Origin of the sequence: Sphingobacterium paucimobilis HER1398 (genome assembly GCF_000416985.1) — a bacterium.
Lineage (GTDB): Bacteria > Bacteroidota > Bacteroidia > Sphingobacteriales > Sphingobacteriaceae > Sphingobacterium > Sphingobacterium paucimobilis.
In genome coordinates this window covers 347,111-371,555 of sequence record NZ_ATDL01000016.1, presented here as the reverse complement: position 1 = coordinate 371,555, position 24,445 = coordinate 347,111, and the positions used below count along the sequence as shown (strand labels likewise).

19 protein-coding genes are annotated in these 24,445 nt (G+C 40.6%); all 19 read right to left on the bottom strand.

All coding sequences use genetic code 11. The features are described from left to right. Position 1 precedes the first annotated feature (1 nt). Entirely contained in the window at positions 2–640 is a 639-nt protein-coding gene (locus tag M472_RS38570) for a hypothetical protein (RefSeq protein ID WP_021071342.1), read from the bottom strand. Positions 641–687: 47 nt separating this feature from the next. Further along, positions 688–1,887: a serine hydrolase domain-containing protein gene (locus M472_RS0122960; protein ID WP_021071341.1), complete on the bottom strand. Its 1,200-nt coding sequence runs from the start codon at positions 1,885–1,887 to the stop codon at positions 688–690. Positions 1,888–1,923: 36 nt separating this feature from the next. Further along, a complete protein-coding gene (locus M472_RS38565) occupies positions 1,924–2,580 on the bottom strand; it encodes a hypothetical protein (protein ID WP_021071340.1) in 657 nt (218 codons plus the stop codon). Further along, positions 2,564–3,778, bottom strand: coding sequence for a hypothetical protein (locus M472_RS38560; RefSeq protein ID WP_021071339.1), 1,215 nt, complete (start codon positions 3,776–3,778; stop codon positions 2,564–2,566). Before M472_RS38560 ends, M472_RS38565 begins: the two co-directional genes overlap by 17 nt. A gap of 9 nt (positions 3,779–3,787) precedes the next feature. Then, positions 3,788–5,131: a hypothetical protein gene (locus tag M472_RS38555; protein WP_144062751.1), complete on the bottom strand. Its 1,344-nt coding sequence runs from the start codon at positions 5,129–5,131 to the stop codon at positions 3,788–3,790. 20 nt (positions 5,132–5,151) lie between these two features. Beyond that, the gene (locus tag M472_RS44630; RefSeq protein ID WP_022829407.1) at positions 5,152–6,207 is read right to left on the bottom strand and encodes a hypothetical protein; all 1,056 of its coding nucleotides are present in this window, start codon (positions 6,205–6,207) and stop codon (positions 5,152–5,154) included. Positions 6,208–6,224: 17 nt separating this feature from the next. After that, positions 6,225–7,637, bottom strand: a complete 1,413-nt coding sequence (locus M472_RS38550) for a RagB/SusD family nutrient uptake outer membrane protein (protein WP_021071336.1) — start codon at positions 7,635–7,637, stop codon at positions 6,225–6,227. A gap of 4 nt (positions 7,638–7,641) precedes the next feature. After that, positions 7,642–11,061 carry a TonB-dependent receptor gene (locus tag M472_RS38545; protein ID WP_021071335.1) on the bottom strand — a complete coding sequence of 1,140 codons (3,420 nt, stop codon included), beginning with the start codon at positions 11,059–11,061 and terminating at the stop codon, positions 7,642–7,644. A gap of 82 nt (positions 11,062–11,143) precedes the next feature. Then, positions 11,144–12,346 carry a FecR family protein gene (locus M472_RS0122950; protein ID WP_021071334.1) on the bottom strand — a complete coding sequence of 401 codons (1,203 nt, stop codon included), beginning with the start codon at positions 12,344–12,346 and terminating at the stop codon, positions 11,144–11,146. A 45-nt stretch (positions 12,347–12,391) separates the two neighbouring features. Next, positions 12,392–12,985: an RNA polymerase sigma factor gene (locus M472_RS38540; RefSeq protein WP_021071333.1), complete on the bottom strand. Its 594-nt coding sequence runs from the start codon at positions 12,983–12,985 to the stop codon at positions 12,392–12,394. Between the two features lie 208 nt (positions 12,986–13,193). Continuing rightward, positions 13,194–14,492, bottom strand: a complete 1,299-nt coding sequence (locus M472_RS38535) for a bifunctional folylpolyglutamate synthase/dihydrofolate synthase (protein WP_021071332.1) — start codon at positions 14,490–14,492, stop codon at positions 13,194–13,196. Positions 14,493–14,499: 7 nt separating this feature from the next. Then, positions 14,500–15,324: an energy transducer TonB gene (locus M472_RS38530; RefSeq protein ID WP_021071331.1), complete on the bottom strand. Its 825-nt coding sequence runs from the start codon at positions 15,322–15,324 to the stop codon at positions 14,500–14,502. Positions 15,325–15,424: 100 nt separating this feature from the next. After that, positions 15,425–15,832, bottom strand: coding sequence for an ExbD/TolR family protein (locus tag M472_RS38525; protein ID WP_021071330.1), 408 nt, complete (start codon positions 15,830–15,832; stop codon positions 15,425–15,427). Between the two features lie 25 nt (positions 15,833–15,857). Then, positions 15,858–16,559 (bottom strand): MotA/TolQ/ExbB proton channel family protein, encoded by a 702-nt coding sequence (locus M472_RS38520; RefSeq protein WP_021071329.1) that lies wholly within the window; start codon positions 16,557–16,559, stop codon positions 15,858–15,860. 36 nt (positions 16,560–16,595) lie between these two features. Next, positions 16,596–17,717, bottom strand: a complete 1,122-nt coding sequence (locus M472_RS38515) for a hypothetical protein (RefSeq protein ID WP_021071328.1) — start codon at positions 17,715–17,717, stop codon at positions 16,596–16,598. Between the two features lie 48 nt (positions 17,718–17,765). Further along, positions 17,766–19,487: a TonB-dependent receptor gene (locus M472_RS38510; protein ID WP_021071327.1), complete on the bottom strand. Its 1,722-nt coding sequence runs from the start codon at positions 19,485–19,487 to the stop codon at positions 17,766–17,768. Positions 19,488–19,564: 77 nt separating this feature from the next. After that, positions 19,565–22,594, bottom strand: a complete 3,030-nt coding sequence (locus M472_RS38505; protein WP_021071326.1) for a tetratricopeptide repeat protein — start codon at positions 22,592–22,594, stop codon at positions 19,565–19,567. A gap of 282 nt (positions 22,595–22,876) precedes the next feature. Next, complete coding sequence (locus M472_RS38500) at positions 22,877–23,815, bottom strand: aspartate carbamoyltransferase catalytic subunit (protein ID WP_021071325.1); 939 nt, start codon at positions 23,813–23,815, stop codon at positions 22,877–22,879. A 26-nt stretch (positions 23,816–23,841) separates the two neighbouring features. Beyond that, entirely contained in the window at positions 23,842–24,387 is a 546-nt protein-coding gene (gene pyrR / locus M472_RS38495) for a bifunctional pyr operon transcriptional regulator/uracil phosphoribosyltransferase PyrR (protein WP_021071324.1), read from the bottom strand. Between the last annotated feature and the right edge of the window lie 58 nt (positions 24,388–24,445).

The following is a 24,445-nucleotide window of genomic DNA, read 5'->3' as shown; positions in this document are numbered from 1 at the left end:
TTTATAACTTACCTTTTTTATTATTCTTCAGGGGGGATTTCACTTCTATTTCTAACGTTCCATTCTGGCTCTGTACAAATTTCACAATACGTAAGATATGCTGCGTATCCTTGTTTTCCGAGCGGAACAAAACAACGTCACCGACAGCGATCGGTCGAGTGCGCTGTCCAGGGCCATGCTTTCCTGGATCATAACCTGGATTAGTCATTATCTTATCGAACCACTCACTATACAGGGCGTCGATCTGTACACGAGATACTATCTTTTGATAGATCTCCTGTGCTTCTACCGTATTCCCTAGATTTATAAAAGTTCCATTATTACGATTATTGCCCCAAGACAATAAAGCTTCTTTAAACTTATCGCCAAAAGTCAGAAAGCCCTGACTGATGGGAACCATAAGATTTCCCCCAGTGTTACGACCATACATAAAACCAAAGTCTATCCGCTTAGGGTTATAGCCCGCTTCTTCTATTGGATATACTCGCCCTTTGTCCAGGTCGACCATATTTCCTCCCAATTGACTATTTTGCCCCATTAACGTCAGTGTATATACACGAAGATCACTTTTCTGTGCATATAAAAAATCACTCTCGATAAAAAACAATGCTAAAAGCAGCACATTTCTAAATACATTCATTTCTGTTTTTTTCTACTGTTGAACACAATCTCTGCTGACTCTCGGTATTAATTAAACATATAGAACGTCTGGTCTTCTCCTAAAAAATAGGGAAAGCCACTCCGTCCCATAAACCGACCTGCATCATTATGATTGGTGAATATAACCAGCCCTTCATCCAGGTCAGGATAAGCAATACAATAAGCTAAATACCCAGGATTACTACCACTATGGTATAGGCTCAACCCCCGCTCATTATGCTGGATTACCAATCCCAATCCCCTAGATAAATTTGGATTATTAACGCCATTGGACCAACTAACAGTAGTCGTCAACAACTTGTAAGTTTCGGGTTTTAATCCTTTCCCATCTACCAGTCCATTCTTCAAAAACTTTACAAAATCTCTAGCATTAGTAAACATAGAATATGCACTATTGGCCGACTGTTCTGTAAACTCAGTCATCCCGTTGCCACCGATCATGCGCACGACACCATCCGTATTGGTATGTCCTACCGTATTTTTGCCTTCAAATTTAGGATCCCATTGATAACTGGTGCTGGTCATGCCAAACGGATCAAACACCTCTTCCTTTGCAATCTGCTGAAGGCTCTTTCCTGTCAAGTGTTTTATCACCTCCTGCAAATAGGTAAATCCCTCCCCCGAATAACGATAATGAACACCCGGAGTATAGGTAGCGCCTGGTTCTAAAATCGAAGTCCGCCAGGCTAGAGAATAAGCACTCGTTACCCAATTAGGGTAGCCTGTTAAATGTGCCAGTACGTGCCTCGCTGTAATAAGATCATTTTTAGGATTATTCGCCCTTGCTACACGATCATAAATGAAGTATTTATTCAGGGGCTCATCCAGGTCAAACAAGCCTTTTTCGTAAAGCCTCAAAAATGCATATGTAGCAACAATTTTACTGATAGAAGCTGCTTGAAAAAGATGCTCATCTGTCAATGGTGTTCCACTCGCAATATCCGTAACTCCATACACATAAGAATCGACTTTATCACCTTTAAAATGGGCGATCTGTACACCTGGTATATTATTGCTTTTTGCAATATCAGCCAAGACTTTCGGCATCCTATCTTTACCAGGCTCAGGCTTTTCACCTGGTTCTTTGTCTTCATCAGGTGCGTACTTATCCTTATTGGTCTGTATGCCCAATTCATTTTCAAGTCTATTGCTACAGGCCAGTAAAAGCATAGTCTGACCAAGCAGCATCAAAACTAGCCCTATTGTATAAGATCTTATCATTTTCATATTCTTATAATTATATTTATCACTATTTTCCTACGCTCAGAAGCTTTTTGGTAGTTTCCATTCGATAACCAGTTGTCCTTCATGAGACTCTTCTAAGCGTTGTACCATGCCCACTGCATAAAACGACCTATCGATAGCCTTAAACAGGATAATATCTCCCTTTTCAACACGAATCAAATTGTCGATCGGCCCATTTTTACGCAATTGATAACCTGTTTTATTACCAATTTCGATTTCGGCCTCTGCATACCAGGTCTCCAGTTGCGACAAGGTCTTAACTACATCAAACTGCTTCTGTATATTCAGGTCCTTCCCTAGGTTGATCAGTACGCCTTTATTATGAGTATCCCAGCCATCCTGTATATTTATTTTAAAGTGTTCTCCAAAAGAGGCTATATTTTTGCTTGACGGCAACATGATGTTGACACGTGTATTGCGGCCAAATAAAACGAACATATCGATGTCTTCAGGTCTATAGCTAGCCGCTATCAGATCCAACATCTTTCTCTCTTTCAAGTCCAAAAAATTACGTGCAGGCTTAGCATTTTGAGCGGTGAGTTTTGATTTAAAAACCTTTAAAGAAACCTCTTGTGCCTGCACAACCTCACTATTAATCAATAGACAAAACATAATGCTTGTCAAAAAGACGAAACCTGCTGTATTCAATCGAGAAAGGCTATTCTTTATGCACATATTTTAAAACTACTTTACATGTTCCAATATTATTATCTACTTCTAAGACCTTCAAAAAACCCATGGTTTGATTTGATTTATCCTTAATCCACATCACAAAACCAGGAACCAATGTAGAACCTGTGAATCTTGACGTCCATGAGTTATCACCTATATAAGCGCCATATGATCGTAGAGATTCATTATTATTTCTCAAATCTTCAAAAGTTTTTCCTGGCAGGTATTTAACATGGTTATCTATTCTATTCCAATGCATCTCATTTCTATTTGGAAGCGTATTGATCCAGTTCCATAATTCAGGTCTGTACGAGGATCCGATGTAACTGCTCGTCATGGTATAAAAGCCCGAAGATATCCCATCATAAACATGCAACAGGGTGATCTGAGAAACATCTTCTCCCTCCAAATCCTCAGCCTTAGAGACTTTTCTGTTCAATAGATCTACATAATTTTCGTCTCCCAATGGAGTATTAACTTTAAAAACTAAGGTATCTCCCCAGCCAGACAGTTTATGAAGTGGTATATCAGGTTTTTGAAGATAGCGTTGCTCTGTCATATCAGATTTAATGGACATTACCATACTCCCGTTGGCAGCACCAGCCACATCTTCGATATAAATAATACTTTTAAATTTCCGATTTATCGCATTATACAACACGATATCTCCTTTTTTTAGATTAGTCAGTCTTTTAACCGGCTGCACCGCAGCACCGTATTTAGAAGACAGCACTCCCATAACCGAATCATAACCACGCCGTATATCCTGTACAGACGCAAGCTGATCAAACCACGCTTTATCTTCCTTCGTCACCTCCGAAAACAAAATCAATTCGCCTTTATTCTTGTAAGGATAAGCATGTTCTATTTCCTCACCGATTTCAGCAAAAGACACATCTTTAGCATCCATTGTTAATAGATTATTTCCCGTCTCCACGCCATAGGTATAAGCCAGATCTACATCATGATAATATTTTTCCATTTCACTAAAGTCAAATAGAGAACCTCCACGTATATCCATATACCCCCCCGCACTGCTTTCTCTCCCCCCGGGCTTTAGAAAAACTCGGGAAATAGCATCATCCTTAAAAAAGTCCGTGTCGATATCATCGGTTGACACCGCGATATTACGCTCACAAGAAATAATCGTGCAGACTAGAAGTATGCCCCATATGTAATATTTATAATCTAATAGTTTCATAGCAGTATTTTAATCTAAGGAATTATAACTTTTCACATCAATGACCACTCTACCAGTGCCACTATCATATTCCACAAACTTGAAGACCGCGAAAAAAAGATCGGTACGCCCCTCCAGCTGATTGTACGCAGGGCTATCTGGCCTGTTACTGACGCTATATACTCTACCTACTAGATCACGTGCGTCTGTGTTTACAGTGTAATGCGACGCCCACCCATTATTCAATATAGATGCATAGAACTGATATATTGATGTATTATTCAATCGTGTATTCTCAAAATTATTATTCTTCGTGTTGTACGATGAATGAGTGCTTAACAAACGAGATTTCCACGTCAAGAAATGTCCAGCATTTTGTAAGGAGGTTAAATGTGCACTGAGTGTGGAACTATTATAATTTGTCTTTCCTGGAGCACTTGTTGGCGTAAACAAATAGAGCTCTCCATTACTACTTCTACGCCCTAAAATAAAGTTGATATTCGCATAATCCTCGGCCTGTAGTTCACTCTGTGTATAAAACTTCTTCTTTTTAAAATCAATATAATACTCTTCATGAGTGCTTGAAAGATTCTGGAATGTGATTTCCATCTTATCCGCATAATAGTTACCATTGGCGTTGATAAGTCCTCCCGAAATAGGAGTGACTGCTTGTAATCTACTCGTATCACTCTTGACTTCCAATCGACATTGTGACCCATCACCCGCATTAATTTGCTGATTAACGTGAATAAGACTGGAAATACCACGAGTCAATGATTTAAAAACATAAATTTCATTCGTTTTTATATTTCGGTAACGATCTTTTTTATGCGTTGGATCGGTAGAGAGTACATGTATCATCGAATCTACCAAGATGCTGATTCGTTCTGCCGAGTTGGCGCTATTAAACCATTCCATATCCCTTGAACTCACCATATCCAATCGATACAAGACGCCCTCATTTTTATGGCGCCACCCATATTGAACATCTTCTCCGAGTATATTCACAGACAATTCTCTAGACGCTGGGAGAACGATGTTCCCTTTGGTACCATTACCATAATCCATGTACAAAAAATCAATAGCATGTGCATAATTATGCATATTAGTACCCCGATACACTTTACCTGATGCAAGATCCATAGCACTACCTCCCATATCGACCGCATCTGCCGTCATAAATACCTTAGTATACATATAATCTCGAATCGTACTGACATCCTCTCCCTGATCTTCTTCTCCGAGATCAATAGGAGCGATTTCTTTTTTGACATCTTTGTCTAAGGGTAGTTGTTTTTCCTTATCACAGGACCACATCAAGCCTGCGCCCCCTATCACGCTTAGTGAATAAACTATATATAATATCCTTTTCATAACTTAATTGGTTTAAGTTTTTACTTTTGAACTTTGTACTCTATTTTTATTTTTCTATCCGTACTCGCCACTGCTCCGTCAGGTAAAGCATTTTTCACTCGTATCACCGCATAAAAATCATGTGTGGACGAGTAAACAAACACGATATCTCCGGATTTCAAAGAACGTACGCGTTCGCCAGGCCCATAAGTGGATGCCGAACCGTGTCGCGTTAAGACATCAATCTGTGCACTGCGTACAGCATTCTCGATATCTGCTCTGGAATCCAACCCCTCGTACAAAGCCTCGTCTACTGGTTGAATATTAGTATACCTTACGACCGTCCCTGTTGGTGCAACAGACCAATTTCGAATTCGATTGTAGTAACTATTCCATGCTGTGGACATGCTAGACAAGCCTGGAAAAACAAAATTTGCAAAGTTGCTCCCGGAGTGAAAATAACCTATCGTCGCTTTTTCAGGAAATAGCTCCACTGCTTCCCAATTATAAATATTGGCAGTTTTCATGTCTAAGAAACAACCAATATCGGGATTAGCGTCTCCACCCAATTCCAGTTCAGTAATGTGCAAATAATCACCTTTGTCCACGACAATACCGGGTGCAGGCGTCAATACCGCATTGCTCATTGGAATACCTATAGTACGATAATTGGCAGAGACCTCTACTTCATTATTTCCTATAAGCTCAACAACCAACAACTTACTCCCATTGATGGTCGGCAACACTTCGATCTGCAAGAATCCAAAACTAGTATTGGCAGGAACGGTAAGGCTATTGCCTGTTATGAATCTGAAATCCCTTCCCTCTACTGCAGTACTCTGCTCTTCCACTATACGGTAAGCTATTTGTTGCGGAACAGAAGATAGTCCTCCAAAAAAGTTTACACGATAAGACGTGACACCGTTCATTTCCAACAGGTTTGCAAGAACAGGAAAGTTTTTCCCTGGCGCATTAGAATTCGTTGCTGCATCCTCAAACTCGACAGCTTTCTTTGTAATCAAGAAGTCCTCGTTATAATCCTTAAAGCAGGAGGTCAACATGAAAACGCTAATGAATATTGTTATTATGTATTTCATTTTCTTATTCAATAATATTAATAACCTTTGTTCTGTCTAATCATCCCTTCCGAAGCATTCACTTCGCGAAAAGGAATACGAGCCAAGATTCTGGGATCTGTAAAGGCAAGCGTCCTTCCTGATTTCACGATGTTACGTCCCAATCGCTTCAGATCAAACCAACGGTGTCCTTCAAATGCAAATTCTAGCCTACGTTGCAACAAGATCTCTTCCAGTAGTTCCGAACCCGATTTTGTAGTCGCTGACAATCCTGCACGTTGCCTGATAACATTGACATCCTCTCGAGCTAAACCAATCTCATTGATACGAAAATATGCCTCTGCCCGATTGAGATATAGTTCTGAAACTCTTATAACAGGGACATTGTCCAAATCTTTTACTCCGCCTCGACTTATAAACTTGGTCATTTCATTTCGATTCACATTATTCCCTAACCCTTTTATAATCAACTGCCTTCTAATATCATTCGCCGCATATAGTTCCATTAGTTCATCTGCTACTGCCAGAGAACCGTGTGTGGAAGGCATAGGGTCTTGCAAGAAGGCACGTGTGGTGAAGGTTGCTCGCAAGGAGTTATTGGCACCCAGATTTTCATTTACGTTAAACTTAACTTCAAATATAGATTCTGGGTGAGTTTCAGCTCGCCATGCATTGATATAGGAGCTATTAGTCTGTAGTGACATTGCCGTTTTTTCGAGCGTTGCCCCTGCCCGCGCAATGACTGTTGGGTAATCTCCTCGAAATAAAGCGACTCTTGAATACAAAGCATTCACAGCTTCGACAGTTGCCCGGTGCGGAGCCGCTCCCACCGTATTTCTCGACAATTTGGAATACGCACTATCTAAATCTTTATAGATAAAATCATACATATAATTAATCGGTGCGCGTCCAACTAAAACAAGGTCTTCTATTGCAATGATTCCTTTTTCATAAACAGGTACCGCACCGCGATCATTGGCTCCTATTACTGCTGTAGGGTCATAGCCATATACCGTCGACATATTAAAGTAAAACAGGGCCCTCAAAAAATGAGCCTGTCCAGCCATTGCGTCTTTCCAAGCACCAGGTGCCTCTACTTTTTCAATAGCTTCAAGCACCAAATTCGCTCGATTGACACCATAGAACCCCTGTTCCCAAGGATCCATATGAGCGCCAAGATTATTATTCCATTCATTTCGAAGTCCACTTACATTAGTATGTACTGTGTTGTCAGCGAGAGCCTCGGCCACTGCAATTAGATCCCTACCATATAGATCAACATTTCGGAGTGTCGCATATATCCCGAAAACACCTGCTTGGATATCTTCAATCGTTTCTAACGCTGTTTCCGAAGGAATAGATTGTTTAGGATCGACTTCAATAGCTTTTTTACAAGCTGCCAGCCCTAGAATAAGCGATAGTATTAATAATGAATAACTATATTTCTTCATTTTTTTAGAATTTAAACTGAACTCCTAAATTAAATGTCCTTGTTTGAGGGACAATCCCCGCATTTGAGTCAAAGTTGCTCTCGTCAATATAAAACTCTGGATCATATCCTGTCCATTTTGTCCATGTAATGACATTGAGTGCCTGAAAAAACACACGAGCATTAGATATTTTCAATCTATTAGAAAAATTGGAAGGTATATCATAAGAAAGGTTGATATGCTTTAATCGGATATAAGATGCATCCTCCAAAAAGCGTGTAGAAGAGCCATCTGCTGCTAAGGAATTAAGTTCAGTAGAACCATCTATGGCACGTGGCACCGAGGTGACCTGTCCCGGCATCGTCCAGCGATTGTCATAGTACCATGCCGCTCCATTCACCAATACATCTCCTTTTCTAGACATTATTCTAGCCATGTTATTATAAATCTCCCGTCCCATATCAAAGTGTACGAGCACATCCAGCTGTAGAGATTTATACTTGAAATTATTGTTCCAACCGCCATAATAATCAGACATACTATTCCCTCTATCACGTAACGTATAGCTTGTGGATCCCTGTCCACCTGGTCTATAACTGTAATTCCCCTCCGCATCATACCACATCGGGCGACCTGTAGCAGAGTTGACGCCTGCATACTGGTTAAGAAAATTTGTATGTAAAGAATACCCAACCCGCACTGAAGCTCTACCCGGCAAAGAAGTTAAATCGCCATAAAGCTTAGTCACACGATTACGAACAAAACTGATATTAAATCCTGAAGTCCAGTTAAAGGAAGAAGAGCGTACTGGGTTAAAATTCACTTCCAATTCTAGGCCTTCGTTTTTCACTTCACCCACATTACGGCTGATTTCGGCATAGCCGCTCACCCAAGGTATAGGTTGCGTCAATAACAGATCTTTACTTACTCTTCGATACACTTCCAAACTGCCATAAATACGTCTATTCAACACCGAATAGTCAAGCCCTATATTAGTAGTTACATTCCGCTCCCACCTTAGGTCACTATTGCCCAGACGCGTAGGAATAGTTCCTCCTTGTCCATCGTATTGCGTTGTTCCATACAAAGACTGCGCAGTGAAATTACCGATACGGTCATTCCCTGTTTCTCCATAGCCCACTCTCAGCTTAAGCTGATTGAGCCAATTGACTTTTTTCAAGAACTGTTCTTGAGAGGCATCCCATCCTCCAGAGATTGCGGGAAACCAGCCAAAGAGATGATTTTCTCCAAAACGAGAAGACCCATCGTAGCGCAAAATCCCGCTCAACATATACTTATTCCTATAGTTGTAATTAGCTTGTCCAAATACACCCATACGTTTTACCGTTGTAAAGGAGCCAGTTGCACTATTGATGGTAGATGCAGACTGTAGGGTCTTGAATCTATGGCTCGGAAACCCCTCTGCTTCTACGCGAGTCGTTTCATTAACATAACTTCGATATTCCACCCCGCCTAGAGCGGTCACTTTATGATGCTTAGCGTATGTTTTATTATAGGTGAGATGATGCGTCGTCGTAAAAGATACAGGATATCGCTGATTGAGAACTAGTATACCTTTTCTCCCTTGTGCCTCATTTGTTCTCGGATCAGAATATAGATTATCCACATTAACATTATAATGTACTCCTGCATAAGACCTTAAAGTCAAATCTTTTCTTATTTTATAATCTGCACGCAAACTGCTGAGGATCGAATTATTTTTGCTCACAAAGTCGTTCATCTCCGCTGCTGCAATAGCATGGTATCGAAATGTACCGGGAAATCCCTGTGGATTCAAGCTATACGAACCATCGCTGTTATATACAGGAAGAAAAGGAAGCATTAATGGCGCAGTGTAATGCGGTGAGGATAAAAAGAGATTAGCCCCCGCCGTACCTGCAGCACCTTCCTGTCTCAACATCGTTAAATTAACATTCGCCTTAAAAGAAAGCTTGTCATTGACACTATGATTTAATCGTAAACTCGCTGTCCCTCTTTGAAAACTTGTCCCAACGACACTACCTCTGTTGTTTTCATAAGAACCTCCTAATCGGAAAGTGGTTCGTTGTGCTCCTCCTTCAGCGGACAGATTCAACTGGCTAGACCAACCGTTTCTGAAAGCCGCATTTTGCCAATCGTAACTGGGTAAACTCAGGATTTCAGCATCGGTCATACCAATAGGTAATTGGAGTTCATTCAATACCTCAGACCGAATCTGTTCAAGCGAATATTCTGGATAGTAATTTCGCTTGGCCTCCATTCGCCCTTGAATAAACTGCTGCGTATTCATAGTCTCAATCAGTGGCATGGGAGTTACTAGTCCTTGATTATATTCTACATTGACTATTGTAGGTCCCGCAGCCCCACTCTTTGTAGTAATCAGCACGACTCCATTGGCAGCTTGTGCTCCATAAATAGAAGCCGCCGCTGCATCTTTCAATACTTCAATCGATTCAATATCTTTAGGATTTAGAAACGCTAACGGATTGCTCGAAGTCACAGTTCCAGCATCTTCCGAATTTACTGGTATACCGTCCACGATATACAAAGGGTCATTTCCTGCGGAAATAGAGCCCTCACCACGAATCTGAACACGCACAGCTCCACCTGGTATACCCGTAGCTGACGATACATTCACTCCTGCCATCCGCCCCTGCATAGCCTGATCAAATGTCTGAATCGGCATATTCTCTATGTCTTTAGCCTTTATCTGTGATATAGCGCCCGTTATCTCACGTCGCTCTTGTACGGTATATCCAGTAACAACAACTTCATTCAGCCGACTTAACTCCTCTTGGAGCTCAATATCTATTTTATCTACGACCCCCACATTCATCTCCCGAGGACGATATCCAATCATAGAGAATACTAATACAGCATTCTTTCTTACCCGGATCTTGAAATGGCCTTCTTTATCTGTTACAGCTGATGATATCGTACCTTTCTCACGTATACTTATCCCTCCAAAATCAGCATTCACAGCTTTCCCCTCAAGACGTACCCTTCCCTCTACAGTGATCACCTCTTGTAGCGGTGACACTGCAGCAGTCGTTGTCAACTCTTCCTTTTTTCGTTTGATAACAATCGTCTCTGCTACGATTTCATAGGTATAAGGCTGGCCTTCAAAAATCTTATTAAGCGCATTTCGTAAAGATATTTTTTTTGCATTAATCGTCACTGGAATATCCGATACGATAGCTCGCCCTTCATGCCAATTGATGTAATTACTTTGTCGTTTAACTTCATCCAATGCATATTGTAAGCTGACATTGTTTAACTTCAAATCCAATTGCTGTGCAAACAAAATAGTCGCAGCAGCATAAGAAACTGATGTTACCAACAATAATGTTACGACACGTAGCCGTAAAGAAAACCTCCGTAGATTGGCTTTCTTTTTTTCAGCATGTACCAAAGAATCAGTATGATTCGGAAAATCTGCCTGCATATTCTATAATTTAGGTGTTAATATAATTTATCTACACGTTGCTTTTCTCAAGACGTCTCTTCAAAAGCCGATATGTAATTTGCTACTTAGATCTCACTACAAGTTTCCGTCCCCCTTGATCCTCAACTTTCACTTGATACAGATCCATAATTCGGATAAACTCCTGTAAAGTCGTGCGTGATGATATACCTCCAGTAAATCGTCGATCCTGATCGTACGACTCGTACTCTACTTCGACATCGTACCATCTTGCTGCTTTTTTCATAATAGATTTAAGATCTAGGTTCGTAAATGAAATCAAACCATCCTTCCAAGCAATAATATCTTTAAGGTCAACCGTCTGAAGCGAAACTTTTTTATTGGTTTTATTAATTGTCCACTGCTCTCCTGGAACAAGCGTTCTGTCAGTTCCCGCAATCATGGATCCGTCTGCTGTAGGAGCAAATACGTTGACCGAACCTGTTATCAATGTAGTAGAAGACAAGTTTTCGTCTCCATACGCAGTCACATTAAAACTGGTGCCTAAGACTTTTACTACAGCGTCTTTAGTTTTAACATAAAATGGCTTAGAAACATCCCTCTTCACTTCAAAATATACCTCACCAGTCACCTCCACATTACGTTCATTCCAAGCAAAAACCTCAGGAAAAGAAATTGAAGACTCGGAGTTAAGCCACACCTTGGTACCATCGGACAGCACTATCTTCGATTGCTTTGCTTTCGGCACTTTTACCGTATGAATAGCATGATTAGCAGTTATAGGATCCCATTTATTGGTATTTTTCTTATAAACAATTGTTCCATCCTCCTCTTTGCTCAGGCTCACCTTATCATAAGAAAACGCATGGTCAGGTTTTATGCTATCCAAATTAATCATAGGTCCAGATCCTAATTGGACGTAAGCATCGTAAGCTCCTATACCTTGATTTTTGGGATCGTTCAGCATAGGGAAAGGATAGGCACCTGTAATATTTACAACACTGTCTTGTTTAAAAAGATCGGATAATGTGAAAATGGACAAACCTCCTATGAGGACGCAAGCAACAACAGAGGCCGCTACATAAAACCTCTTCCATCTCACAATACGAGCTGCTGGAGCCTGTTCTGTGCTGATATTTTGCCATATATTCAACAAGTCTTCTTCTAAAACCCCGTCCTCAGGCAGAGCTAAGCGTTCTAATCCAGCATGGTAATTATACCACCCTTCCACAAAAGCCTTTTCTTCCCCTGTAGCTTTTCCTTTCTTATATCTTTTAAGAAGTTTGTTAAATTGGTTCTTTTTCATGTCTAGTATTGTCAGTTCTATGAACTTTCATATACAAGACGGACATCACTGGGGTAGGGAGTAGATAAAAAGAAAAAAAATAAATGTATCTCTACTGCTAAATTTAGAGCGTAATATTTTCAGAGCATTATTGACTTGCTTTTTTACCGTTGTTTCTGAGAGTCCCAGCTTCTCTCCTATTTCTTTATGAGACAGGTGCTCTTTACGACTCATTTGAAAAATCAAACGCATTCTTTCGGGCAGCGCATTCACCTCTGTCTCTATCAATCCTCGAAGTTCCTTTTCATAAAGGATACGATCAGGTACCTGATAGCTATAATGTTCGGCATAAAATGCCATCGAATCAAGATACTTATTTCTACTCTTCAATCTAGACACCCTGTCAATTACGCGGTTTCTAACAGAGGAATACAGATAAGCAGATACATTTTTGATGAGCAGGGAATCCTTTTTCGTCCATAAAGCTACAAATACTTCTTGAATCAGATCCTGGACTTCCTCGCGATCACCCAACATGCGATAGGCATGTGCATACAGGACACCTTTAAAACGATGGTAAATTTCTTCATATGCATCTTTCCTATTCTCTTTGACGAGTTCAAATAATTCTTCATCGGAAAAGGAGGTCAGCACAATCATTTGGAAACTATTTTGAGATTTACATCTAATTGGTTAGTACAATCAATGGGCAAATAACTAGCAAATTGAAGCTATTTTGAAAATAAATTGGATGCCAATATCAGATTTTATTTTTTGATAAGCAAATTTACTGTACAAGAAAAGGGTATACAAATCTCCTACTTACGTTCAAAAAGTAAAATGTAAAAATCCTTACAAGCAGTAATCATTACTTCAGAATATCACTCAGGACTTCGGCGACAACAAAATTGGAACCACCAACAAATATCAAATCTCCTTGTTGATAGGCCTCTTTTGCTCTATTCAATGCATTCACGACTGCTCCACAAACAGCCCCATGTAATCCCAAAGAACTCGCTTTATCCGCCAGCTCATCAGCGCCCATGGCCCGAGGCATATTGGGATTAGAAAAATAATAAGTTGCCTCCTTAGGCAGATAAGGTAACATATGATCCAGATCTTTGTCCTTCATCGCACCGATGACGACATGAAGCCTTTTAAAATGAACTTCAGCTAGATTTTTAATAATCTCTTTGATGCCATCTTCGTTATGCCCCGTATCGCAGATGATGAGCGGTTCTGTAGATATAGTCTGCCATCGTCCCTGTAATCCGGTTCGTGTCTGAACCCGCTCCAATCCTTCCCTCACCTTATCCTGTGGAATGATATAACTTAAATTCCTCAACTGTTCAATTACAGTTAATACCCCCAATATATTTTTCAACTGATAAGACCCTGTCAAATCCAGATCATAAACCGTCGTATTATCGTTAGACTGTACTTCTATCTGTTGCAGAGTGTCCGTTTTACTTATACGTCTAGCTTGTAATACCTGATCTGCAAAAATCAATGGTGCGTGGCTAATTGCAGCTTTAGCTTTAAAAATAGGAGCTGTTATCGGGTGTGTCTCTGAGATTACAATAGGCGTATCGGTTTTTATAATTCCGGCCTTCTCTGCGGCGATTTCCTCGAGTGTATCTCCCAACAGATTCATATGATCCATCCCAATATTTGTAATCAAAGCAATATCTGGATGGATTATATTCGTACTATCTAGTCGTCCTCCCAGCCCCACTTCAATAATCGCAACATCGACCTTCTTTATTGCAAAATAATCAAATGCCATCGCTACAGTAGCCTCGAAAAAGGAAGGCTGTATTTCTTTTATCAATTGCTGTTGCCTATTGACATAATCCACAACAAACTGTGCCTCTATCTGCTGACCGTCTATACGGATACGTTCACGAAAATCCACTAAATGAGGAGAAGTGTATAAGCCGGTTCGGTAGCCGGCAGCGCTCAAGACAGAAGCCAGCATATGAGACGAAGAGCCTTTGCCGTTGGTACCGCCTACATGTATAGTTTTATAATTATTCTGAGGGTTGCCTAGTGCTACACAAAGGGCGACGGTACGGTCTAAATCCTTTTTATAAGCCGATGCACCATCTCGTGTAAACATAGGCAATCGACTGTATAAGTAGTCGATTGCCTCTGTATAGGTATGCATATGATCCTTATCTTAATTTGAAATTGAATTTGATAATACCGGTTTGGCTGTCTGGAGCATTATCAATCTGATTAAGCCGAGCTCCTCTTACTGCCCGTTCACACTTAGACCATAGTTCTCCATCCGATATCGTCGTTCCTTTAGCGCCCGCACGAGCATAAGTAATTACGCCGTTTTTATCCACTTTAAACTCTACCGCTACAATACCAGCCTGTTGTCCTTTATCATCTATTTTCGGAGCTACTGTAAACTTTCTATTCGCTAAGGAAATCATAGCATTTCCGAACCCAGATCCTCCTTCGCCATAATTGGAAGCTAAAGGATCTCCGAGGTTAGAACCTTGATTGCCCGGCGTAGATCCCGTCCCATCTCCAGCTCCACTACCATTATTCTTTTTGCCTTTATACAGTGCATTTGAATTTACGGCAGGTGTACTGGTCTTGGTTTCTTTTGTAGTCTCTGCGGCGGTAGCCTTTACAGGTTTTTCTGCTTTTGCTACTGCGGGAGCATCTTCCATATCTTGGGTAGCCACTGCTTTATCGGCTACCTGTTGGGTAGGTGTAGGCGTAGGCGTCTCGGTCGGAACGATTCGATCGGGTTGTACGTCGTTAGCATTCTCATCCATTGAAGGCTCTTCCGTATTCATATAATCGTCCCCCATGCCTTCATCCGATGTACCGTAGTTTACTACGATTCCCCCCATTCCATACTCTGGGATATCCGGCCGCCCAAATACAATAAAGAAGCCGATTGCTCCTAATACTGCCATCACTAACGCGGAATACCCCAGCGCCTTAGGCATATTATTCTCTTCTTTAAGATGGTAATACATGTCAAAACTATCTTAGATGAGCTTACATGAAGCTCTGTTAAAAGTCTAATTTAAAAAACCAGGAGCCAAAAGCAATAGACTTGCCAAGCACTCGAGCCTCCTAATCTTTCTTCGGCTCTGTTGCCAAAACCAATTTAATTTTAAGCCTATTTGCAATATCCATGACAGCGATTACATTTTGAATCGGCACTGTACTATCTGCATATAACATAATAGTGACCTCTTCTCCCGAGTTAATCTGTCCCTGCAGGGCTTGCTCTAACGCTTCATAAGGAATAACAGCCTTATCCAAGTGATAAGCTAGATCACTCGTAATAGAAACCGTTATCGTCTTTTTAGCCACGGACTGCTCACCAGCACTCGACTTCGGCAATAGCAGCTTTACAACTTGAGGGTTAGCTACGGCAGACGCCAAGAGAAAGAATAACATCAAAAAGAACATGATGTCATTCAAGGCCGCGGTATGTACCTCTGCAGTCGGCTTTCCTCTTCTATTTCTTAAGTTCATATTCGCAAAAGTAATTAGTGAAGAACTATACTCCAGGCTCGTCCAATAAGTCAATAAACTCAACCGCCTCAGTCTCCATTTTCAAAATCAGGCGTTCGACCATCATATTTAGAATGTGATAACCGATATAAGCCAAGATACCAATCGTAAGACCCGAAGCCGAAGCAATCATCTTAACATACAGTCCCCCTGATACCGAACCGATATCAATACCACCTGCTATCTCCACATCGCGGAAGATCTGTATAACTCCGAAGATTGTTCCCACAAAGCCAAGCATCGGTGCGATACCCGCGATAATTCCCAAAATATTAATATTCTTTTCTAAGCGAGACACTTCCAATTTACCTGCATTTTCTATAGCTGCTTCGATATCCTTAATCGGACGTCCAACACGTGTCAAGCCTTTTTGCAACATCCGAGCCAAGGCCGAATTACTTGAACGGCACACGGCTATCGCCGAATCCAGTTTACCAGAGAGAACATTACTCTTAATCTGTGCCATCAACCCCCCATCTGCTTTCGAAGCATTACGAATAGTAATATAGCGCTCGATAAAAATAACAAGTCCCAAGAAGAACAATAAAAGAATCGGAATCATAATCCATCCGCCCTTCATCAAAAGCTGAAGCAAGTTCAGATTTTCGTGTTGCGTGGCTAACTCTATCGCCTGTTGTTGTGCTTGATTTAATGTATCTACGGGTAGATTGCTTTGTAATAATGACATAGCGTTAAAAATAATTATTTACTGGTTTATGTTCTTTTATTTGATTACATCGGGCCAAGCGTCTGCTTTGATATGCTTTCTCACATAACGCAATGCCGAATCTCGCTCTTCTTTCTCTGCATAAGTATCCCATACCACGCGCTTTAAGTTTTTAGCAAGATTAGGAGTAATGACCCGGACCGACTTATGCCCATCCTTATTAAAAGCTTCAGCTTCGTCATAAGCCTGAGCTAATGTTTTATGAGTACCTATCACGATGGTATAACGATGATTGGCAGGTGTTTCTATTTCTTCACTTTTTTCGGGTTCCGGTAGAGGAGCTGTCAATGTGTCCTGCTCTACACTACTCAACGAATCAACAGGAAGCACAGTACTCACTGTATCCGTAGTTATTGAATCCATTGGGACGATTACTACTTCATTGTTCTCGGCAATACCACTGCCATCTTGCATGTAAGTACTATAATAATACAATCCACCCAACAGTGCTACAGCCAAAACGGCCACTAAGGCATATACATATGCGCTGGTTGATTTACGTTCAGCAGGAATCTCAAACTCTGGATCATCAAGCGTCAAACCCTGGTCTACTGCTGTTACTGCAGAAACATCGGTAGAAGGTGGCACAACAGGACTGTTAGTCGCAACGGGCTTCGCATCCTCTAAAGGCACCTCATCGACCACTTGAATCGGCGTTTCCACTATCGCCTCTTGCTTACGAAGTTCATCCGGATTTGACGCCTCCACAGGTGCGGCCACCTCATCATGAAACTGTTCGCTTACGGCAGTATAGTTAAACCCAGAAAGATCCAAGGGCTTGAACACGTATGAATTGCCGTAACTGACTAGGTCACCTAGGCTGTCGAGACGAGCTTGCCCCAATTGCGTGAGCTGTTCCAGCACGACAGCGACGGCCTGATTTACATTTAATTCAGCTTGGTTACGATCCAATTCATTCGCCTGCTGCACATAGGTTATAAAATCATACCCATCATTAGAACCACTATCAAACTCAACGAAAGTAATCGGAGGCAGATACACATGACGCTTAGCATCAAATGCAGCAGGGGTATGCACACGTTTAAATGTTCCCAGTCTATTGACATAGACGGACGACTGTCTTTTAAGTAATGTATGTATTTGCCTTCCTAAATTCATTTGTTTTTATAGCACAACGGTGTGATGCAAAGTTATAATCTATTTTTATTAAAATGAAAAATTAACTCCACCTATCACATTAAAGCCCAACTTGGGATAGTACAGGTATTGTTGATATTCCTTATTGAATATATTATTGGCCTTTACAAAAATGCCCAAATTGGATAATGCCTTATACTCGGCTCCAGCACTTAAATCAAAAAACTCTGGAACAGACTCTTTTTTGTAAGCTGCCAACGGCGCGCCATTAGCATCATACTCGTAAGCTTTAGCATACGACAGGCCATGAAAAAGAGCTTCAGCATCAATATAAAGCTTCTCTGAGATATTGAAACGAGCATTAGCAGCCAAACGCAATTTTGGCGTAAACCATGCTTCTTGCTCTTGGGCCATCGTATAGTTATCGATATTCAGACGTCCACCCAAATTAACCAGTTCAGAAAGACGTATATTTATTTCCCCTTCAATGCCCAAATATTTGACCTTATCATCTCCATTGCCATCATAAGCTAAATCAAATTGGAAAGGACGGTCCTTACTATTGACAAAAAGTGGCATACCTTCCAAAGCTTTGTACATCACCTTGGCTTTATACCCGAAAGTAGCACCTGCATTTCCTTTGATTCCTCCAAAGAAGCTCAAACGCTCTACCATATTCTGGTATTCCAAGTCACGATTCAAATACGGATTTTTTTGCGACAGACTCTTGAAAGAAGCCTTCTGAACACCGCCTGTTATCCCTCCAAACAAGTGGATGTAACTTGGCACCAAGGAGAAATCTACCTCAGCCGAAGGGAACACATTGAACCGTGTGCTATCCCCAAATTCAGAAACAATGTTTGCGCCCAACGTCAATGTATAATTAGTACCTCTTAGGCTGATATAAGGATTGATATTAGCAATAGAATTACTGAACTTATCTCCTTTTGTGACGACATTGCTACTCCCACCAATAGAATTGACATCTACAGCGACATTTGCTCCGACATTGAATGTACGCAATCTTTTATTCAAATATCCCGATAGGGCAAGAGAATTTTCACTGGCATCAAACTTATCTTTATAGGTATAAGCATCCACTTTTGCAGAATAGGAAAATGCCTCTTCATTTGCAGGGTCAAAATTGCTTGTCAATTCACCCTTAAAATAAATATCGTTAAATACCTGATCTTCATGCTCCTTGTTAAGAGTTACTCCATTTACATCTACTGGCACCCCGTAAAAACGAGTACCATATCGATTGTAACCCAAAACTCCATCTACGGTAAATGCCGATAAAATGCGACGGCCAAACAATCCGGCTTCTTGTCTAGAGAATTTTTGGTCATCTAGCGAACCCTTCTGATTCAAGTGCTTTACAAACCCACCAAAACGAAGATCTTCATAATCTTCTACAGCAATGTAAGCCTCTCCCAAGATAGTACCTAGGTTGCCCACACCAACTTTAACATAGTTGCTACTGATATCCTGTGTCTTTGTAAAAGGAAGCTCCTGTACATTAAGCTCCTTAAGACCAGTATTGATATCTAACTTTTTATCAGGCACATTCCCATAACTCAGTTTAGGCATATAGCTTCGCTTATTGCTCATATCTGGGCTACGGCGTATTTTGACCGCATCAGCAAGAATAGGCTTATAATCACGTACGACATCAAAAGAGTCTATCGTTACTGGCTTAGTTGGGTCTTGTTGAGCATAACCTTGATATCCGGCTCCCAATAACAAGGCAACTATAGCGTAATTCTTAAAAACTGTTTTATGCAACTTCATCTAATTATATTTCTTTGTGGCAGACGAGAGGTCGTCCGATCATATCGGACTCCATTTCATCTTATTCCTATTTCTTCTTATTTAAGCTTTTTTAAACGTTCATTGGCGGCCTTTAAGATACCGTCCTCTTTGTTCTCGTAGTTATCGATCACACTTTCCAATGTAGCTTTCGCCTGGAACTTATCTCCTTTTCCAAGATAGGCATCTGCCATCAAGATAAAACCTTTAGCTACCCAATAATCGTAGGACGAGAATGTATTCGAGATATCAAAAGCAGATTCAATCGCTTTATCATATTGCTTCGCTCTCAACTGTTGCTCCCCTACCAAATAACGTGCTTCGGCGCCTGTTTCCGTCTTAGATTTCAACGCTGCCAAATTCAACTCCTTCGTAGCGTCTGCCCATTTAGTAGTTGCTAGATACGCTTTAGCAGCGTACAAATGTGCCAAAGCAATCTCTTCCTCTGAAGCCTTTTCATAGCCTTTCAAAATGTTAGCATAGTTTAGCGTCTCGATATAGTCACCTATATGATAATAGCTAACCAATAAATTTTTAACGGCAAAACCATAATTAGATTTATACTCTGATGTTAGCTCCAGTTTCTTTAAAACCTGTACCGCCTCATTGTATGCCTTGTTACGAAGGTGTAGCTTAGAAACACTGACTAAGGTCTGTTCTGTATAAGCCGAAGTCCAGTCATTCATGATAATATTGAAATCATGTAGTGCTTCCGAATCCTTACCCAACTTGGCGTAGCTCTCTCCACGAATATAGCGTGCAAACTTTTCTTGGATTGGCTTAGGGAACTTATCAAAATAAGCGTTAATAGCCTCTACCGCACCCTGCCAGTTTTGTCGATCAAAAAGATTACGTGCTACACCGAAGGTATGTGCATCCTGTTCCGCAGTCGAAAGGTTACCGATATTCGTGGATGTCGCATACTTGATATACCCAGTGGCATCGTCCCTATCCAAATAGATATTTTCAATCGAGCGTATCGCTTGTTTTGCTTCGTCTGTTGTCGCGTACTGATTTACAACCCGTTGAAAGGTTGCTAAAGCCGCATCATTGTGATCTTGATTATACTGTACCAGACCGATTGTCAATAAAGCACGCGGCACATAGGAACTACGTGGATATTTCTCAACCATAGACTGCAGTCCCAATATCGCCTTGTCATAATGTCCCATAAGGAAATAAGTATAAGGGATCTCGAAGGCTACGTCATCAGCATAATTCGATTTTGGATATTTCGTGATCACCGAGTTCAGCGTTGCCAATTTAGCATCGTTATTTCCCTGCAACCCTTGGATGATACCCCGTTGGAACAACGCATAATCCTGACTTTGCGCATTAGAACTGATCAAACGGTCATAGTAGGACATCGCCTTACCATAATTCTTAGTCGCAAAATAAGAGTCTGCCAAGCGAGCGATAGCATCATTACGGGTATTAAGCTCGATACCATCTTTGCCTCCCCCAGCCAGAAAACGCTCAAAGTAATTTGCTGAAGTATTATAATTGTCATTACGGAATGCCGCATACGCCAATGCATAGTTGGCATAGTGATATACATCTGTATTGCGAGCAGCCGGAAGTTGCAAAAACTTATTAAAATTCGCTACAGCTTCTTTATACTTCCTCACTTCATACATAGCCTCGGATTTCCAATAGGTAGAAAGAGCATATATTTCCTCATCAAAACGATTTGCTTCGGAGCGCATAAACATAGAAATCGCATTTTCAAATGCACGCTCATTATAGAACTCCAAACCGCGATAGTAGGTTACTTTTTGATAAGCAGATTTAGTCTCTCGAGAAGTGCGTTCTGTCGACTCCAACACATCCACAGCAGCCCGATAGCTCTTTGTACTCAAAAGAATCTCTGCCAATAGGGTATTAGCTTCCTCTTTTCGCTTCGTCTGTTTGTAAGTAGCTATATACTCTTGAATAGCATCAAGTGCTACCTGGTGAAAATCCAATTCATAAGAAAGCTTTGCGTAATTGAACAAACCTTCTTCTTTCAATTGAGGATCAAAGTCCAGCTTAGAAGCTTTAAAAAAAGCGTTACGGGCACTTTGTTTATTATCTGTCTTCAAGAAAGCATCCCCCAGTGTAATCATCGCACTTTGATAATAAGCATCAGGCTCGGACAACTTTTCTAACTCGCTTATAGCCTTCGTATAGTCTTTCAGCTTGTAGGCGATATATCCGATCTGATAACTATCTTGATTATTTTGAGTTTTACCCTGATCTTGTGCCTGGAATCTATCATAATAATCTTTAGATCGAGCGAGATCCCCCTTTATAAAATAAGTAGCACCTATAATACGGAACATCTCCGTCTCATGCTCCTGCTTTGTAGTCTGTAGAATAGGCAATGCATAGCTCAAGACATCATCGTAACGCTTGTCCAGGAAGTATAAAGCAGTAATATAATAGGGATAACTGTTCTCAAATGTCTTCGAACCATTCAATCGTTCAAATTCATTTAAAGCAGTTTTATACTCTGCATCCAAGTAACACAAGTACGCATAGTAATAAATCGACGCTTCTTGAAATTGTCCTCGGTCATCCTTAAGCTTTTGGAACAATGGTTTTGCACCTTTATAATCATTCGTCATAAAACGTGCATAGCCCAGCTTGAACCTATATTCAGTATTCTCGGCTCCGGCAAGGTTCTTAGAATCAATTTTTGTAAACCACTCAATAGCTTTTGCGTAGTCTTTTTTCGCATAGTAAGAACGACCTATTTGAAAAAAAGCAGCTTTAGAATTGGCACTTGATGGATAATCTTTGATATATTTTAGAAACTGAGCTTCTGCATCAGAATCTCCGAGCTCTAACGCACATACGGCTTGGTAAAAGCGGACACCTTCTTTTAATAAAGTAAGTTCTTCTGTCTCATCCAACTGGAGTGTAGATTTTGTCCTTAACTCTTCTACCCTGTCAAATTGTTTCGCCGCAGAACTATATTTCCCTCTTTCAAACAACTCTAGACCCGTCTTATAAGCGCTATTGATATCTTGCCAAGCAGTCTGCTGACCAAATGTAGGCAAGGTCATTAAGCTTAACGCGACCCCTAATCCGTAAATCTTTTTATACATATCGGTGCTTAATCTTTATATATGTGTTATACAATAATAAATAGTTTGATTCTACCATTTATAATGCCAAAATTCTGTTTCCGTTGTGATACTTCTATTCAGTATACTAAATTAAGTCATCAATGACAAGTTTTACCCAAAAGTTCTTAACACCTGTTAATAACCCGTAGTTAAAACGGACAACTTACCTGCTTAAAATTTCCAAAACTATTTCTAGAAAGATAAAAATAAAGCCATCAAAATATTGATGGCCTCTTTATATTTAACAAGGTTTAACAACCTCTAACCTCTTTTACCAGCCAAAAGATAGAGCACAGCCATACGCACAGCAACACCATTCTCTACCTGATCCAATATAATAGAATGTTTACTGTCTGCTACATCCGAAGTAATCTCCACCCCTCTATTAATGGGACCGGGGTGCATAATAGTGATTTCCTTATCCAAGGAGTCCAATATTTCTTTGTTCAATCCATAAAGCATCGAATACTCCCTTAATGAAGGAAAGTATGCTATATCCTGTCTTTCCAGCTGAATCCGTAACATATTAGCCACATCACACCAGTTCAGCGCTTTTATTAAATCATGTTCTACTCGTACTCCTAATGAAGTGATATACTTTGGAATCAATGTCGTCGGTCCACACACCATCACCTCTGCTCCTTGTTTTTGTAAGCATAGAATATTGGACAGTGCCACACGTGAATGCAGGATATCACCTATGATAGCAACCTTACGCCCTGCCACATCGCCATAACGCTCACGTATTGAGAAAGAATCTAATAATGCTTGGGTAGGATGTTCGTGCGCACCGTCGCCTGCATTGACGATCTGCGCATCTACGTGTCTGCTCAGAAAAACTCCCGCTCCCGCATAAGGATGACGCATGACAATCATATCCACCTTCATCGCCAATATATTATTGACGGTATCGATCAACGTCTCCCCTTTACTCACCGACGAAGAAGAAGCTGCAAAATTAATAGTATCTGCAGACAAACGCTTTTCAGCAAGCTCAAACGACAGACGTGTACGCGTTGAATTTTCAAAAAAAACATTAGCAATAGTGATATCACGCAGTGAAGGCACTTTCTTTATAGGTCTATTTAAGACATCTTTAAAATTTGCTGCTGTATCTAAGATAAGTTGGATATCATTTTCAGTCAGGTCCTTGATACCAAGTAGATGTCGTGTACTTAACTGCTCTGTTGTTGTTGACATGGTCTGCAAATATATATACTGAACGCTTATTTTCTCTCTGTAATTAGCACGATGCTATCTTCATTATCGACTTCCTCCCAACTAACGATTACCTTTTGCGAATCGATAGAATCCACTTGTATACCGATATAATCAGGTTGTATTGGAATCTGCCTCGAAAAGCGACGATCAACCAACACAAGCAATTCAATTGTTTCAGAACGGCCAAAAGCCTGTATAGCATCCATTGCTGAACGAATAGTCCGCCCTGTCCATAAAACATCATCCACAAAAATGACATTTTTGCCCTCGACGATAAAATCAATCTGCGTGCTATTGGCCAAGAGAGGAGAACCTCCTTTCATCCGAAAATCATCTCTAAAAAATGTGATATCCAAAATACCCGTATCGACATCTCTACCCACCATTTCTTTCAACTCCTTGGCGATTCTATTAGCCAAGTAAGTGCCACGGGGCTGAATCCCTATCAACGCAGCATTACTAAAATCACCGTGATTTTCAATCAATTGTTGACACAATCTTCGAATTGTAATCTGAAACTTGGGACCGTCTAATAAAATAGATTGTTTCATCAGAATAAGTTATTTATTAACGTAGGTACAAAACACCTTAAGTGAGCTTGCTTTCGCA